Source organism: Flavobacterium pisciphilum (assembly GCF_020905345.1).
GTDB lineage: Bacteria > Bacteroidota > Bacteroidia > Flavobacteriales > Flavobacteriaceae > Flavobacterium > Flavobacterium pisciphilum.
Genome location: NZ_JAJJMO010000001.1, coordinates 1,109,241 through 1,125,650, shown reverse-complemented (window position 1 = coordinate 1,125,650; position 16,410 = coordinate 1,109,241). Strand labels below are relative to the sequence as shown.

Here is a 16,410-nt window from a genome sequence, read left to right as displayed (position 1 = left end):
AATTATTATTTATGAAACTGAAATTTCTGATTTTATTATTATTTACAACATTTGCTATGAAAGCACAAACAGCTATAAATGAAACAGGTAATGAGAAAGTGAAAATTATTTATGAGTTACGTGTTTATGAAATATTTGAAAATAACAAGAATGCGTTTCATGATAGGTTTCGTGAGCATGCCATGCGTATTATGAAAAAATATAATTTTAAAATTTGCTCTATTTGGGAATCAAAATCAGATAAGAAAACGGAATTCGTTTATACTCTAGAGTGGGCTGATGAGGCTACAATGAAAAAAGCTTGGGAGCAATTGCGAGCGGATAAAGAATGGATAGAAATTAAAAAGCAGACCAGTGCAAAATTTGGAGAGTTAGTTGGTAACATTGAAGACCGTGTTATGACAAAAATGAGTTATTCTCCAAATTAGTAATTTAGAATATGATTGACAAAATAAAGATTATCGAATTCAGAAAGAGTGATTTAGATTCTTTGCGTGAATTATTCTTGAAAGTTCGTAAAGATACGTTCGTCTGGGCAAACCCAGCAACATTTGATTTATTGGATTTTGATAAAGAAACTAAAGGCGAATATATCCTGACAGCTTTGAATAATGAAAAAGTAATCGGATTTATTTCCGTTTGGATGCGGGATAATTTTATTCACCATTTATATATTGATGAATCATTTCATAAACACGGAATTGGAAAAAAACTTTTGAAAGCTGCTTTAGAAAAAACAACATTTCCTGTTATGCTAAAGTGTGTGGAGAAAAATATTGGCGCAGTAGAATTTTATAAGAAAATGGGTTTTATCGAGAAAGCGAGAAATGATAATGAAAATGGAACTTATATTTTGTTTGAACTGAATAAGGAAATAGAATAATAGTAAAATGAAAATCATAACTTGGAATTGTAATATGGCTTTCAGAAAAAAAGCGGAGTTTATACTGGTGCATCAACCAGATATTCTCGTAATTCCTGAATGTGAGAATATTGAACGATTGAAATTTGGTAAAGATGTTCCAGTGCCTACAGATATGCTTTGGTATGGGACAAACCAAAATAAAGGACTTGGAGTTTTTTCTTATAGCGATTACCGTTTTGAGCTTATTGATTGTCATAATCCTGATTTTAAAAACGTATTGCCAATTACTGTGACTAAAGGAAAAATTGATTTTACTTTGTTTGCTATCTGGGCAAATAATCCTCAGGATAAAGACGGACAGTATGTAACGCAGGTTTGGAAAGCGATTAATTACTACGGAAAATTGCTTTCGAATACTAAAACTATTTTAATTGGAGATTTTAATAGTAATACTATTTGGGACAAACCTCGAAGAGTTGGAAATCATTCTGAAGTTGTAAGTAAATTGGCTGAGAAAAACATATTTAGTGTTTACCATAAATTCTATAATCAAGAACAAGGAAAAGAAATGCATCCAACTTTATTTTTGTATCGACATGAAAATAAGCCGTTTCATCTTGACTATTGTTTCGCTTCTAATGATTTTATAGAAGTTTTAGAAAGCGTTGAAGTTGGAAGTTATGAAGATTGGAAAATGTATAGCGATCATAAACCTTTGATTGTTAAGTTTAGGATATAAGTTGTTATGTTGTATTTGTATTAAAGAAAAATAAATTTTTCTATGCATTTCAATGAGAAGATGGATTTAGTAAATTTTATTCTTAATAAACATAGTACGTATGAATCTATCAAATATGAATGAAGTTTTGAGTTTTAAATTCAAGACTTTTTTTATGTACTAATTTTAAGAAATTAACAATAATTAAATTTGTAGGATTTTTTTTTAAGTATTTAATTGATTTATTCGTTAAATTAGATGATTAATTAATTTTAAAAAATAGTATTATGAAAATTAAATCAATTTTATTAGGAATGGGTCTTGTTTTTTTATTAGTGGCTTGTGGTCCTAAAGATGCAGACATTCAAAAAGAGATTGCTGCAAAAGTGAGTGCCTTTCCAGGAGTAGAGGTTACAGTGAAGGATGGTGTAGCTACTATTTCGGGTGTATGTAAAGATGATGCTTTTAAACAAAGTGTTGAAAGTCTTATTAAAGGAATTAAAGGGGTTAAATCAGTGGTGAATAACTGCGAAATTGCCGTGCCAGAACCTACTGTTGCTCCAGCAGCTGTAGAAATTAATACGGATAGTGTTTTAAATACTTCTGTAAATGAGGTAGTAAAAACGTATAGTGGCGTGAGTGCTACAGTTTTGGATGGAGTGGTAACACTTTCAGGAAATATTAAAAGAGACCAATTGCCTGCTTTAATAAAAAGCGTACAAGAATTGAAACCTAAAAAAGTTGAAAATAAGTTAACTATTAAATAATTGATGCTATGAGTTTACAAGATAAATACAAAGAGTTAACAGATCTAGCAATAAATTTAGGAATTGCTAATTTGCAAGTAAGAGAACAAGATAATGTTCTTTATGTAGATGGTATGGCTAAATCGGCAGAGGATAAAGAAAAACTTTGGGCTGTTTATGGAAAAATAGACCCTGATTTTAGATCAGCTGATGTGGTTATGAATATTGCTGTTGTAGAGGGTGCAACAACTGATTATACAGTTGTAGGTGGCGATTCTTTATCAAAAATAGGGAAAGCTCATGGTGTTTCATGGCAAGCAATCTATGAGGCCAATAAAGATGTTATTAAAAATCCTGACTTGATTCAAGTGGGATGGAAATTAAAAATACCAACAGCATAATTTAATATATAAGCTGTTTTAAAAGTCCGTCATTTTATGATGGACTTTTTTTATGCTCAATCTTGCCACACTGACGAAGGAAGTGTCTTAATATATTTTGGAGATTTGGTATTCGTATAAAAGATTAGATACAGAATTAATTTTCACGCAGATTTAGGAGATTAAGCAGATTTTTATTCTCAATCTTGTCACACTGACGAAGGAAGTGTCACATAAAGTGATTCAATGTGGTTTGATAATTTTTCTTTATTTGAATGATTAATTCAAAGTTATTTTTCACGCAGATTTAGGAGATTAAGCAGATTTTTATTCTCAATCTTGTCACACTGACGAAGGAAGTGTCACATAAAGTGATTCAATGTGGTTTGATGATTTTTCTTTATTTGAATGATTAGTTCAAAGTTATTTTTCACGCAGATTTAGGAGATTAAGCAGATTTTTATCCTCAACCTTGTCACACTGACGGAGGAAGTGTCACATAAAGTGATTCAATGTGGTTTGATAATTTTTCTTTATTTGAATGATTAATTCAAAGTTATTTTTCACGCAGATTTTGGAGATTGAGTAGATTTTGTTTTTTATTATGTTATCTTGACGATGAAAGTGTCAATGTGAAGAGAGTAATCAGAAAACATAAAAATAGATTAAGTCTCATGAAATAATTAGATAAATTAAAAATAAATATGGATCATATTGAAAAATTAAAATTTTTAGAGGAGTGTGTTTTTTATGGGCTCGAAAATCGTAGTAATGGTTTTGATTCTGAATTAATTAAATATTTTTCAGAATCAGAATTTGAAATAGTTTTGGATAGAATAGAGAATCTCAAGATTGGAGTTAATGGAATTGAACCTTGGTTGCATGGTGAGTTTTATGATGTAATGTCTACTGAAGAGTTTAATTCAATAGCAACTGATCCAAAATGGTACAGGGGAGCGTTTTCAGAATTCAAAAAGCAAAATAAAGAACTTCTGTATGCTGCAAGCTATGATGTGCCTGAAGAAATGTTGAGGGATTATAAAATATAAACAAATTTTTATTCTCAATCTTGTCACACTGACGGAGGAAGTGTCACATAAAGTGATTCAATGTGGTTTGATAATTTTTCTTTATTTGAATGATTAGTTCAAAGTTATTTTGCACGCAGATTTAGAAGATTAAGCAGATTTTTAACCTCAATCTTGTCACACTGACGAAGGAAGTGTCACATAAAGTAGCTTAAGATAGTTTGGGATTAAGAAGTTTTTATCTTTTAGAAATACTGTGTTAACCATAGTTTTTTATGAAAACGAAGACCTTAGCCCTGCTGTCCGCTGTATCTTTTTCTGTTCGCCTTAACGAACAGAAAAAGATACAGCGGACAGCAGGAATAGCTCCTGAGAATCATCTTCCTTTTATGCTCAAGTCACTTAATATTTTGGCTGTTTCAGAATCAGAATTGGCTGAGAATCCTGCTACATAAACACCTTTTTTGCCAGATGTGGATTTTATTCCATAAACCACAGCTTCATCTCCAGGATCGGAGTCACCTTCGTATCGATACACATGTACGATTTCAAATTTTTCGGGATTTTTTTTAATTACATCTTCATTTAGATTAAAATCATATGTAAATCCTTTTTCGTTTAATTGATCCAAAGCTTTGGATACAGTTGCGTAATGATACATTCTAATCATGATAAATGAAATTTTACTGGTTAACGTTTAAAGATAACTATTTTAAAATTAAGAGGTTGTAAAAGAGTGTTAAAGTAAATTTTGTAATGTTCGAAAGTATCCTATAAAAACGCTAAATTTGCCACGCAGACCGCCTTATCGTCGTTTTGAGAAATCAAAAGGGAGGAAAGTCCGGACACCAAAGAGAAGCATAGCGGGTAACACCCGTCGGTTCCGACAACTATCGGGATTAGGACAAGTGCAACAGAAAGTATGTACAGGTAATGCTGTAGTGAAACCAGGTAAACTCTATGCGGTGAAATATCAAGTATATCAGCATTTAAGAGCTTCTCGTTCGTTGCTGAAGGGTAGATAGCTTGAACTTATGAGTAATTGTAAGTCTAGATAAATGATAAGGTATTGTTAGTAATAACAAGAACAGAATCCGGCTTACAGGTCTGCATTTTTTTTATATTTGTGAGAGTATCCAATTTATTTTCATGAAAGTATCTTCTCTAGTTATTTCAGAAAACTCAAAATGAAGTTTGTTTCGTTTTATTTATCAATTTCATTTTTCTTGGTACTTGTTATTACAGATGGCATATTTTAAAGGTAATTAATAATGTGCAATAGCAGTAGATTAAGCTGATTATGGCATAAAACATATTAGGATGAAAACAAGAATCGGGATTTTAGGATTGGGTGGAGTAGGTGGTTATTTTGGAGGACTTTTGGCAAAAGCTTACGCTGGATCTGATGCAGTAGAAGTTGTTTTTATTGCTCGTGGAAAAGCAATGGAAGTTATTGCTGAAGCTGGTTTGAAAATAAGTACTGATGAAGGGGAAACGACTGTTTTTCCGAGTGTAGTATCAAATGATCCTGAAGTAATCGGAAAACTTGATTTTCTTATTTGTGCTACAAAAACCTATGACATTGAAGAAAGTCTTGATGCTATAAAAAAGTGTATTACTAAGAATACTGTTATTCTGCCTTTATATAATGGCGTTGATGCTCCTGAACGCATTAGCACCCTTTTTCCTGACAACGAAGTTCTGCAAGGTTGCGTTTATATTGTTTCAATGATTGTTTCACCTGGAGTTATTAAAAAAATAGGTATTTACGAAAAGTTGTTTTTTGGATCAGACAGCGCTTCGGTTTATAAAATGAAAGCGTTACAAACTATTTTCCAGAATGCTAAAATCGAAAGTTATCTGGTAGATGCTATCGAAGATACAGTTTGGGAGAAATTTGTTTTTATTTCGTCTTTGGCTTCGGCTACTTCTTATTTAAATCAGAATATTGGTGAAATTTTAGAAAGTGCCTCTGGTAGAAATTTATATGTTTCGTTGCTAAATGAAATAACAATGATTGCCGCAGTAAAAGGATTGAATTTGCCAAATGATATTGTGATGCAAACAATCATTAAACTAGAGAAATCACCTCGTGATGCGACTTCGTCTATGCATCGTGATGTATTGGCTGGAAGAAAAATTGAACTTTCATCACTTACAGCGTTTGTTGTAAATGAAGGGGTAAAATATGAAATCGATACTCCTACGTATCAAATGGTTTTGGATAAATTGGCGAAACACGAAAGTAACTAATCGGTTATTTTAAATTCTAATCCAATATGACGAATGCTATCAATACTAATTCGGGAATCGTCTTTAAAGTATTTCCTAATTTTACTGATGTAAACGTCCATGCTTCTGCCTGAAAAAAAGTCATCGTTATTCCAAATCGATTTTAGAATTTGTTCCCTTTTTAGCATTTGGTTTTTATGAGTGTAGAAGAAATGAATAAGGGCAGCTTCCTTTTCGGTAAGTTGTTGTGTTATGCTGTCTTTTTTTAAACATAAGCGCTTGGTGTCGAACAAATAAGTGCCAATTTGTAATTCAGCAGATGTGTCAAAATGAAACGTTTTTTGTTGGCTTCTTTTCAATATGTTATTTAGTCGTAAGATAAGTTCTTCGGCTTCAAATGGTTTTACGATATAATCGTCTGCTCCGAGTTTTAAACCAATAATTTTGTCTTCTTTTAGCTTTCTGGCTGTCAGGAAGATAAATGGAATTTCGGGATTGATTTTAATGATTTTTTCAGCAAGTGTAAATCCATCAATAAGAGGCATCATGACATCAAATACACAAATATCGAATGTTGTCGTTTGAAAAAACATTAAGGCTTCCTGACCATTCTCTGCCCAAGTTACCTCATAATCATACAATTCAAGATACTGTTTGAGTACGTTTGCAAAATCGGAATCATCTTCGGCTAAAAGTATTTTTTTCATTTTTTTTTCTGTAATATTTTTTTGCCACGAATTACACGAATTGGCATTAATCTTATATGGAATAATCTAAAAAAGCTGTGTCAATATGTTTGATTCGTATAAATCTGTTTTTTTGCTTAAAGGCGACATAACTGACAAGTATATTTTATGACTATAAGATTTGCGACTGAAAACTGAAACAGTGACTGAAAACTTAATTCAACGGAAAACTAATGTGAAATTTGGCTCCTTTTCCTAAATCGCTCATTACTGCAATCGAACCTTGATGTGCTTTGATGATTTGGTCTACATAATAAAGTCCCAATCCTAGTCCTTTTGAATTGTGTAGATTGCCTTGTTCTACTCGGTAGAATTTATCAAAAAGTAAGGAATGTTTGTTTTTAGATATTCCGATTCCGTTGTCTTGAATGCTTAAATTGAATTGATTTTTGTCTAATATTGTTTTAATGGTAATTGTAGTTGAACCATATTTTACCGCATTTTCGAGTACATTTAAAATAGCAGTAGTAAGGTGAAATTTGTCTAATATCAAAACAGTTTCATTTGTCGCAAAATGAGTTTCAATGGTAACCTTTGGGTATGCAATCTTAAAATCTTCAATAATTGCCTTTAAGAATGGCTCGGTGATAATGGTTTCTTTTTGCATTTCCATTTCATTCTCATCTAGAGAATTAGCCAGCACTTGGTCAATTAAACTCTGTAAACGGTTGTTTTGACGTGAAATAGTGTTAAGAATTGACGTGAAATGAATTTCGTTGTCACGAATATCTTTTCGCTCTAGTATTTTGGTAGATATAGCAAGAGTTGTGAGCGGAGTTTTGAGCTCATGTGTAATATTATTGATAAAATCTGTTTTGATATCACTTACTTTTTTTTGCTTTATTAATGCTTTTAGGGCAATTACAAAAAGAGTTATCAAGGTTAAAATAGATACTAAGGACAAGAATAAAATCATACTCATTCTTTTTAGTATTATCATTTCCCAATCAATGACAGAAACATACATAGAATCTTCAGTGAGCAAATTGTACTCTTGCATTTGTGTTGTTACACTTGCTGTGCTTGCGTAATTTCGAACTAAAAAGGCATTGTCTAATGAAGCCAGATTGCCATATAATTTATTTTTTATAAATGGCTTTTCGGAGAAAATGGTGTCTGCTTTTTTGGAGCTGTTATAAATGATGAATTTGTTGAGTACTATGGCAAAATCAATGGATAAATTAGGGATGTCTCTTTCAAACTTCTGCTGTAATTTTTGAGTTAGTTCACTGTGAAATTTGTTTTGAAGCAAAGCCGTTTTAATATCTGATTTTGTCTTTTTATCATGTATATAGTTTTCTGCTAATTGCTTATAAAGCTGTTCTTTTTTATTGACAATGGTAGAATCGATATCACTATAATTATTGGTAATATTAGCAATTTCATTCTTGATTTCTGCATGAAATTGTGCCACCTTATAGTCATAAGTTGTTTTTACCAGATAGCATTGTACAACAGACAAGACCACTAAAGCGACAGCCGAAAAAAAGATTAATAGATTGATTCTCTGTTTCATTTTTATTAAAAATACATTTCAAAAATAAGTTTTTTATTTTTTAATTTCTGCATTAACGCTGCATTAACCTTCGATTAACTTACGATGGTATTTTTTAGAGGCACATTTGCAAACTATCAATCTAAAATTATAGTTTACAATGAAAATTTATTTGCTTTTAAAAATCATTCTCATAGTGTTGTTTTTTTGTATCTCTCTAGTTGGGTATTCACAAGTTAAGTCCCCAAAGGATAGCATTCCGAATGAATTAGAAGTAGTAGTTATTGATGTTAAGACAAAAACATTTACCAATAAAAACGGTAATATTAAAATTGATGTTGCCAATTCTATTTATAATTCTATTCCAAACACACTAGATTTATTATCTAAATTACCTAGAATCATTATAGGTTCTGATAAAGAGACTATTTCGATTGTTGGTAAAGGAACGCCACTTATTTATATTGATAATCAAAAGGTAGGAATGAATGATTTAAATGCTATTTCAGTTGATGATATTAAGAATATCGAAATCATTCAGAATCCATCTGCTAAATATGAAGCAGAAGGTAGAGCTGTAATTTTAATTACGAGAAAGTTTAGTAAGAAAGAAGGTTTTAAAACGATTTTGTCTGAAACAGCTTCCTTTAAGAAAGATTACAATAATTATCTTGGATTTAATTCTAGTTTTAAGAAAAACAAACTAGAGTGGAAAGCTAATTTTAATTATAATCAGCTGCAACCCTGGGAGAATCATAGTATCGATTATCAGATTACCAATGTCAATATTGTTTCGGATTATGATGTTGAGGCTTATACAAAGCGGAAACAATTTGTTTTTGGAGGTGGCATGTTTTATAAAATTAATGAGGATGATTATTTATCGTTTACAATTAATAGTAGGTTGCAAAAAGATACTTTTGATATTAATACAAGTACATTTAATAAAAAAGACGAGGTAGAAAACTACGTTTTGACCTTAAGTGATAATAGTAGTAAAAAGGACTTTGTAAATTCATTTTTAAATTACTCCAAGAAAATAAAGTCGATTGATACACAGATTTTTACTGGCTTACAACATTCAATTTTTAATCAAGGGTTGTTCAGTAACGTTGAAGATAATTATAATGATACTGAGTTCGGATTGACACAAATTCGAGATCAAAAGTTCAAAGTCGATGTTTTTTTAGGAAGAATTGATATTGAGAAAAAGTTTAAAAACGAAATGAAATTTGAAATCGGTGGATTATATTCTTCTGCAAATTCAAAGTCAGATTTTGATATATTTTATCATGATAAAAATGAAAACATATTGAGCCATTATGATTTTAAAGAGCAAAATTTAGCTGGATATAGCCAGTTGTCAGGTAAGATTAGCAAAGTAGATTTTTCGGTTGGAGTTAGGGTTGAGAATACTAATGTGAATGGGAAATTTAAAACTGATTTAAAGTCTTTAATTGATAAAAACTACACAGATTTTTTTCCAAAAGTAGAATTTTCGTTTCCGATAGATAGTACAAGAAGCATTAGTTTTAATTATTCTAAAAGTATTTCTAGGCCTAATTATTCTTCTTTAAGTCAGGGAACAACCTATATTAATCCTTACTTTTTATATGCCCGAAATATAAATTTAGAACCTACAATAAACAATGAAATTTCATCAGTTTTTCAGTATCATGACAAATCAGTAAAGTTAAGTTATTATCAAAATACAAATCCCGTTTATAATAGTTTTACTTATGATAAAGATCAAAATATAATGACTTTTAAAGATGTCAATTTTGATAGAGAATCAGGAATTTCAGCTGACTTCACGCTACCTTTTAGTTATAGATTTTGGACAACGACAAATTCATTGGTTTTTATTTTAGAAAAAATAGAAGAGGACTCCGCTCTGTTTCTAGCCTCAAAACCTTATTTGTATTATTATTCAAGTAACCAATTTAAACTTCCAAAAGGATTTACACTTTCTGTAACTGGTTGGGGATTGACAAAACAGAATAAAGGTGTCTTTGAACGAAATACTAAATTTGTCCTAGACATGGCACTTTCTAAAACTTTTTTCAAAAACTGGGATTGTACATTGAGTTGCAATAATATTTTTAATGATAATATTGAGCAAGAAGAGTTTGTTGTTAATCATGTAAATTCTAAAGCTAGGTATTTAGTAGATTGGCATGAAATTTCTATTGCTGTGAAGTATGTTTTTGGTAAAATGAAAGACTCTCAGTTTAAAGGAAAAAACTTAAATGATTCTGATAGAGTTAGGTAATGTTTATCTAGAAAAGAGTTAATAAAAAGAAAGCCCTCTTGAATTTCAAGAGGGCTTATTATATTGTGGTAATTAATTCCTTAATTATCCTTCGTCGTCTTCAGTGTTTTTTGTAGAGATTTCATTATTTATTTCTTCATCTTCTAATGAATCAAATTCGAAGAAACTAAAAAACGAACCACCATAACTTTTCTTGAATGAAAAATTACTTAAATGATCTAATTTAGTGTATTTAGAATGTTCAATAATCATCATTCCATCTTCTTGCAATAGTTCTCTTTCGAAAACAAGCATTACAATTTTCTCAAATGTAGCTTGATCCATAGCGTATGGAGGATCAGCAAAAATAATATCGTAAGATGTTTTACTACTTTCTAAGAATTTAAAAACATCGCTTTTTGTAGCAGCAATATTAAAGTCGTATTCTGCAGCAATTTGCTTGATGAATTTCACACATCCAAAATCACCATCTACAGATGTAATCGGAGTGCATCCACGAGAAGCAAACTCATAACTGATGTTACCAGTTCCTGCAAATAAATCTAATATTTTTAAGCCTTCAAAACTAAAATGGTTATTCAAAACATTAAATAATGCTTCTTTAGACATGTCAGTTGTAGGTCTTACGGGAAGGTTTTTTGGTGGAAAAATGCGTCTTCCTTTGTGTTTTCCTGAAATGATTCTCATGATTGAAAAAGTATAAAATGTTGTTGATTTTGAGCTGTTGTAAAAGAATTTTTTCTTTTTAAATTAGATACGTCAAACAAGGATACATTTCGGATATACTTATAAGCGATTGCAAAAAAATCATCTTCTTCAGAAATCGTTCCTAGTAATTCAAGTTTAAAAATTTCAGGATTCATATTAAGCTGTTCTGCGGTAAACAGTAAGTAATAAATAAAATCCTCAGGAGTTTGATATTCAAAAGAATTAAATAATAATAGTTTTTTGTTTTGCACTACAATGATTTCAAAATGGCCAAAATTAAAATTGACAATCATTGTTTTTTCATCATTGTTTTTGGATACATCCAAAAGCTTTTCGGCAAGAATACTATTAGCATGTTTGTATTCGAATGAACCGAACTGATCAATAAAAAAGTTATTGATATTTACATACGGAATGTAAACAGCATTCATTTGGTAATTAGAAATTACATCGAAAGCAAAAAAATCGGTTTCAAAAACCTTGGTGTTATATTGTAAATAACTGCCTAGAAAATTTTCATCAAAAAGGGCAGTAGGAACAAATGTTGACAAATTGTTGTTATGAATAACCGTTATTTCATCATAAGTATCTTTAAGCTCAGGATGTTTGTTAAAAGCATCAGCAAATAAATCTTCAATTTTGGTCGTTTTATGAAACGTATCAAAAGTAACCTCACTCAAAGATAAGATAGTATCGTTTAAAGTATCAAAACAACAAAATGAAAGCCCAGTCAGGGAAACCTGAATGGAAAGTTTTTTGTATTTTTTTGATGTTATATTTGTATTTTGTAACTGCATAAATGGTTTTAGAATTCAATTCTTGTTAAGAATCAAGATAGAATTATACGTGATGACAAACTTACAATTTTTTTTTATTCATTTGGGATTTTATGTGGTTCCCTCGCGTTTGATACCTATATTTGATGATAATTTTACATTAAAATAATCGTTATGAGTTCTTCCCTGTTTTATAGTCTTTTACAAAGAAAGTTTCCTTTTTCTCCTACATATAAACAGGATATTTTTTTTCAAAAGATTGCTATATTTTTAACCGATACAGCAAATGAGACTATTTTTGTACTTAAAGGGTATGCAGGAACAGGAAAAACTACAGTAATTTCGACGATTGTAAATAATTTAATCGACATTGATAAGAAATATGTATTGCTTGCACCAACAGGTCGCGCAGCTAAGGTAATTGCAAATTATTCGAGTAAACCAGCTTTTACGATTCATAAAAAAATATATTTTCCTAAAAAAGCTTCAGGTGGCGGCGTTTCGTTTACCATTCAGCAAAATAAACATAAAAACACCATTTTTATCGTCGATGAGGCATCGATGATTTCAGATAGTAACTCAGATTCTAAATTATATGAAAACGGATCTTTATTAGATGATTTGATTTCGTATGTGTATTCGGGAACCAATTGCAAAATGATTCTTTTGGGAGATACAGCCCAGTTGCCTCCAGTAAATTTAGACATTAGTCCAGCCCTTGATATTCACACACTGAGTGTACATTATAATAAAGAAATTGAGCATATCGAACTTGATGAGGTAATGCGTCAGGAAGAAAACTCTGGAATATTATTTAATGCTACTGAATTGCGTGAATTGCTAAAAGAGAGCTTTATTACCGAGTTTAGATTTGATGTGAAAAAATTCAAGGATATTGTACGATTAACAGATGGTTACGATATTCAGGATGCGATTAACTCAGCTTATAGTAATTATAGTATAGAAGATACCGCATTTATTGTACGTTCTAATAAAAGAGCCAATCAGTACAATGAGCAAATTAGAACCAAAATCTTATTTAAGGAGAGTGATCTTTCTACGGGAGATTTCTTGATGGTGGTTAAGAATAATTATTTCTGGTTAAAAGATTCAGATGAAGCAGGTTTTATTGCCAATGGAGATATTATTGAGATCTTGGAAATCTTCAGTATTCAGGAGTTATATGGTTTTAAATTTGCTAAAGTAAAAATACGAATGGTCGATTATCCAAACCAAAAACCTTTTGAAACAGTTTTGTTGTTGGATACTATTAAAAGCGAGTCTCCATCATTGACCTACGAAGAATCGAATCGATTGTATGAAGAGGTAATGAAGGATTACGAAAGTGAAACTACAAAGTATAAGAAGTTCCAAAAAGTAAAAGCCAATGAATATTTTAATGGTTTACAAGTGAAATTCTCTTATGCAATAACTTGTCATAAATCACAAGGAGGACAATGGGATACGGTATTTATTGAGCAGCCTTATTTGCCAAACGGAATCGACAGGGATTACATTCGCTGGCTGTACACAGCTATGACAAGAGCAAAAAATAAGTTGTATCTGATAGGCTTTAAAGATGAACATTTTGTTGAGTAATCAATAAGAAAAATTTAGCTTAGATTATGAATACATTAAACGACTTACATACTATTTCGCAAACTTTTTCGAATACTGATAGAATGCCAGTTTTGTTTTTAGGGCATGGAAGTCCCATGAATGCTATCGAAGAAAATGAGTTTGTAGCTGGATTTAGAAACTTAGCGAAGACATTGCCGCAACCCAATGCAATTTCGTGTATTTCGGCACATTGGTATACCAAAGGGGATCTTGCTGTTAAAACAGTATTTGCGTCCCTTGCGTAAATCTTTGCGTTCTTTGCGGTTGATTTTAGTTTCCAGTTTCCAGTCCCAGTCTTCATCTCAGTTTACATCTTGCTGTTAAAACAGTATTTGCGTCCCTTGCGTAAATCTTTGCGTTCTTTGCGGTTGATTTTAGTTTCCAGTTTGCAGTCTCAGTTTCCATCTGACATCTCACAATTTACATCTCACAATATTTTCATCCTTTACGGTTGATTTTAATTCCATGCTAAAATAATTTTAATATGAAGAAGTTAAGCCAATTGCATAAAAATACCCATCGGCACTTCCAAAATAAACAGTATTGTTGCTAATGAATGGAGAAGAAACAATCGGTCCAAGTTTATAGAATTCATCCATCACTTTTTTGCTCTCCTTATATTGGGATAAATCTGAGCCTTTGGCTGCGTAAATAAAATCTAGCTCATCGTTTTTTAGTATTTCGCCAGCATGTTTTTTTCTTGCATCTGTACTTATAAGCTTTGATATTTTGCCCGCCGAAAGGATATCTAGAGAAAAGAAGTTACCTGTAAAGTCTCCAAAATAAATAGTGTTTCCAGCAATTGCAGGCGATGAATATACGTATCCATTGGTTTTAAAGCGATAGAGTTCTTTTCCAGTTTTAGAATCTAATGCAAGTAACGCATAGGTGTCTGAAGTACCTACATATAGAATGTTGTTTAATAGTACTGCCGAGCTAAGAATCCATGAATTTTCGGCATCATATCTCCAAATTTCCTTTCCTGTTTCTGAGTCTAAAGCAAAAAGGTAAGGGTCTCTAGCTCCAAAATAGACCATTCCATCAGCAACAGCAACAGACGATTGAATTCCTTTGAATCCTATTTTAGTACTTGTTGAAAACTTCCATTTTTCTTTTCCTGTAGTGCAATTGATAGCATATAAATTAGCATCCCATCCGCCAATATACAATATGTTTTTATCTATAACTGGTGTGCTATGAATCGGGCCATCGGTTTTAAATTTCCAGTTTAGGCTTCCTTTTTTTGCATCAAGTGAATATACGTTCCCATCGCTACTTCCAAAAAGAATTGAGGCTTGTTTGTCGTCTTTGTAAATTACAGGTGATGATAAAAAATAATCCCATAAATTGTCCATTTCCCCCTCAACTCCAGTCTCTCTGTACCAGTTTTCGCCTCCAGTTTTGAATTTCCAAATTTGTTTTCCTGTTTTAGTATTTACGGCATAATAATAACCATCAAAACTACCAAAATAGATTGTGTTTTCGTAGATACTTGGTGAGCTATGAACAGCTCCATTAGTTTTAAACTTCCATTTTAGATTTCCAGACTTTTCCTCAATAGCATACAGATATCCATCTTCACTGCCAATAAATATAATTCCATTTTTTGCTATTGGCGAAGAAAAGATTTTTCCATCAGTTTTAAATTTCCATTTTATATCTCCTAATGGCAGATAACCATGACCGGGAAAAATTCTATCTGAGAAAGAGTTTATAATTGATGCTTCATTTTTTTGTGCAAATGAGCTATGTATAGCTAAAAAGAAATAGAGAGGGAGAAGTGCTAATGATCTTTTCATGTATTTATTTTTTCTTATAAAAATAAATATTTTATAATACATTAAAGTTTAATTATTTAGGAAATATGTTATAAATAATTTTTTAAAACCTGATTGTGAATAGGTATATTTGTTTTTAGGATTGAACTTTAATAATACTATCAAAAATGAAAATAATAGCAGTTATTCCCGCACGTTACGCTTCTACAAGATTTCCAGCGAAATTGATGCAAGATTTGGGAGGCAAAACAGTAATCTTAAGAACGTATCAAGCTGCAATGCAAACCAACTTGTTTGATGATGTATTTGTTGTGACTGATTCTGATATTATATTCGATGAAATTGTCTCGAATGGAGGAAAAGCTATAATGAGTGTCAAAGAGCATGAATCGGGAAGTGATAGGATTGCCGAGGCGATACAAAGTTTAGATGTTGATATTGTAGTTAATGTTCAAGGTGACGAGCCTTTTATTGATGCAGAACCATTGGCAAAGGTTATTGAAGTGTTTAGAAATGACTTGGATAAAAAAGTTGATTTGGCATCTTTAATGCGTGAAATCAAAGATGAAGCAGAAATAAATAACCCAAATAATGTAAAAGTTGTGGTAGATCAAAGCGGATTTGCTTTGTATTTTTCTCGTTCAGTAATCCCATATCCTAGAGATAAAGATGTAGGTGTTCGTTATTTTCAGCATATCGGAATTTATGCTTTTAGAAAACAGGCTTTATTAGATTTTTACAGCCTTCCTATGAAATCTCTTGAAGCTTCAGAGAAGTTGGAACAATTGCGTTACCTTGAGTTTGGAAAGCGTATTAGAATGGTTGAAACTACTCATGTGGGAATAGGTATAGACACTCCAGAAGATTTAGAAAGAGCAAAAGTATTATTGAATTCGAAGTAGCAAACTGATTTAGTTACTGTTTTTGAATTCTTTTTTATTGTTTAAACGAAGAAGAAGTTATAGTAGCTTTTGCGGACAAATGAAAAATATAAATTGATAAAAAATAAAAAAGCTCCAAATTTGGAGCTTTTTTTATATTTAAAT

The 16,410-nt window shown here is 31.3% G+C and carries 16 protein-coding genes, 1 other RNA gene and 1 pseudogene; 12 read left to right on the top strand and 6 right to left on the bottom strand.

Features of this window, described 5'->3' with window-relative positions:
* Positions 1 to 11 precede the first annotated feature (11 nt).
* The 6 genes from LNQ49_RS04250 to LNQ49_RS04225 all read left to right on the top strand — a co-directional run bounded on the left by LNQ49_RS04250 (position 12) and on the right by LNQ49_RS04225 (position 3,758).
* Positions 12 to 428, top strand: coding sequence for an NIPSNAP family protein (locus tag LNQ49_RS04250; RefSeq protein ID WP_229987476.1), 417 nt, complete (start codon positions 12 to 14; stop codon positions 426 to 428).
* Positions 429 to 439: 11 nt separating this feature from the next.
* Positions 440 to 883, top strand: a complete 444-nt coding sequence (locus tag LNQ49_RS04245; RefSeq protein ID WP_229987475.1) for a GNAT family N-acetyltransferase — start codon at positions 440 to 442, stop codon at positions 881 to 883.
* A 7-nt stretch (positions 884 to 890) separates the two neighbouring features.
* Entirely contained in the window at positions 891 to 1,604 is a 714-nt protein-coding gene (locus LNQ49_RS04240; protein WP_229987474.1) for an endonuclease/exonuclease/phosphatase family protein, read from the top strand.
* A 266-nt stretch (positions 1,605 to 1,870) separates the two neighbouring features.
* Positions 1,871 to 2,350, top strand: coding sequence for a BON domain-containing protein (locus LNQ49_RS04235; protein ID WP_229987473.1), 480 nt, complete (start codon positions 1,871 to 1,873; stop codon positions 2,348 to 2,350).
* An 8-nt stretch (positions 2,351 to 2,358) separates the two neighbouring features.
* Positions 2,359 to 2,730: a LysM peptidoglycan-binding domain-containing protein gene (locus LNQ49_RS04230; RefSeq protein WP_229987472.1), complete on the top strand. Its 372-nt coding sequence runs from the start codon at positions 2,359 to 2,361 to the stop codon at positions 2,728 to 2,730.
* Positions 2,731 to 3,413: 683 nt separating this feature from the next.
* Entirely contained in the window at positions 3,414 to 3,758 is a 345-nt protein-coding gene (locus tag LNQ49_RS04225; protein ID WP_229987471.1) for a hypothetical protein, read from the top strand.
* Positions 3,759 to 4,113: 355 nt separating this feature from the next.
* Here LNQ49_RS04225 and LNQ49_RS04220 read toward each other — a convergent pair whose 3' ends face one another.
* On the bottom strand, positions 4,114 to 4,407 hold the full coding sequence (locus tag LNQ49_RS04220; protein WP_229987470.1) for an SH3 domain-containing protein: 294 nt from the start codon (positions 4,405 to 4,407) through the stop codon (positions 4,114 to 4,116).
* Positions 4,408 to 4,529: 122 nt separating this feature from the next.
* Between LNQ49_RS04220 and rnpB the strand changes: the two genes are divergently transcribed.
* An RNA gene (gene rnpB, locus LNQ49_RS04215) (RNase P RNA component class A) lies at positions 4,530 to 4,855 on the top strand.
* A gap of 202 nt (positions 4,856 to 5,057) precedes the next feature.
* Positions 5,058 to 5,990 (top strand): ketopantoate reductase family protein, encoded by a 933-nt coding sequence (locus tag LNQ49_RS04210; RefSeq protein WP_229987469.1) that lies wholly within the window; start codon positions 5,058 to 5,060, stop codon positions 5,988 to 5,990.
* Here the strand turns inward: LNQ49_RS04210 and LNQ49_RS04205 are convergent.
* Together LNQ49_RS04205 and LNQ49_RS04200 are read right to left on the bottom strand one after the other, a co-directional pair.
* Entirely contained in the window at positions 5,987 to 6,676 is a 690-nt protein-coding gene (locus tag LNQ49_RS04205; protein WP_229987468.1) for a response regulator transcription factor, read from the bottom strand. The two genes, LNQ49_RS04210 and LNQ49_RS04205, sit on opposite strands and share 4 nt — an antisense overlap.
* A 193-nt stretch (positions 6,677 to 6,869) precedes the next feature.
* Entirely contained in the window at positions 6,870 to 8,231 is a 1,362-nt protein-coding gene (locus tag LNQ49_RS04200; protein ID WP_229987467.1) for a sensor histidine kinase, read from the bottom strand.
* 139 nt (positions 8,232 to 8,370) lie between these two features.
* Here LNQ49_RS04200 and LNQ49_RS04195 point away from each other — a divergent pair, with 139 nt between their 5' ends.
* On the top strand, positions 8,371 to 10,482 hold the full coding sequence (locus LNQ49_RS04195; RefSeq protein WP_229987466.1) for an outer membrane beta-barrel family protein: 2,112 nt from the start codon (positions 8,371 to 8,373) through the stop codon (positions 10,480 to 10,482).
* An 84-nt stretch (positions 10,483 to 10,566) separates the two neighbouring features.
* Here LNQ49_RS04195 and LNQ49_RS04190 read toward each other — a convergent pair whose 3' ends face one another.
* Both LNQ49_RS04190 and LNQ49_RS04185 read right to left on the bottom strand, forming a co-directional pair.
* Complete coding sequence (locus LNQ49_RS04190) at positions 10,567 to 11,169, bottom strand: RsmD family RNA methyltransferase (protein WP_229987465.1); 603 nt, start codon at positions 11,167 to 11,169, stop codon at positions 10,567 to 10,569.
* On the bottom strand, positions 11,166 to 11,987 hold the full coding sequence (locus LNQ49_RS04185; protein ID WP_229987464.1) for a DUF3822 family protein: 822 nt from the start codon (positions 11,985 to 11,987) through the stop codon (positions 11,166 to 11,168). The genes LNQ49_RS04190 and LNQ49_RS04185 overlap by 4 nt, the downstream gene beginning before the upstream one ends.
* A 153-nt stretch (positions 11,988 to 12,140) precedes the next feature.
* Between LNQ49_RS04185 and LNQ49_RS04180 the strand changes: the two genes are divergently transcribed.
* Both LNQ49_RS04180 and LNQ49_RS04175 read left to right on the top strand, forming a co-directional pair.
* Entirely contained in the window at positions 12,141 to 13,565 is a 1,425-nt protein-coding gene (locus LNQ49_RS04180; protein ID WP_229987463.1) for an ATP-dependent DNA helicase, read from the top strand.
* Positions 13,566 to 13,591: 26 nt separating this feature from the next.
* A pseudogene (locus tag LNQ49_RS04175) lies at positions 13,592 to 13,792 on the top strand (4,5-DOPA-extradiol-dioxygenase); the annotation flags it as partial.
* A gap of 273 nt (positions 13,793 to 14,065) precedes the next feature.
* On the opposite strand, the gene LNQ49_RS04170 reads toward LNQ49_RS04175, so the two are convergent.
* The gene (locus LNQ49_RS04170) at positions 14,066 to 15,385 is read right to left on the bottom strand and encodes an outer membrane protein assembly factor BamB family protein (protein WP_229987462.1); all 1,320 of its coding nucleotides are present in this window, start codon (positions 15,383 to 15,385) and stop codon (positions 14,066 to 14,068) included.
* 146 nt (positions 15,386 to 15,531) lie between these two features.
* Here LNQ49_RS04170 and kdsB point away from each other — a divergent pair, with 146 nt between their 5' ends.
* Positions 15,532 to 16,266, top strand: coding sequence for a 3-deoxy-manno-octulosonate cytidylyltransferase (gene kdsB, locus LNQ49_RS04165; protein WP_229987461.1), 735 nt, complete (start codon positions 15,532 to 15,534; stop codon positions 16,264 to 16,266).
* Positions 16,267 to 16,410: the final 144 nt, after the last annotated feature.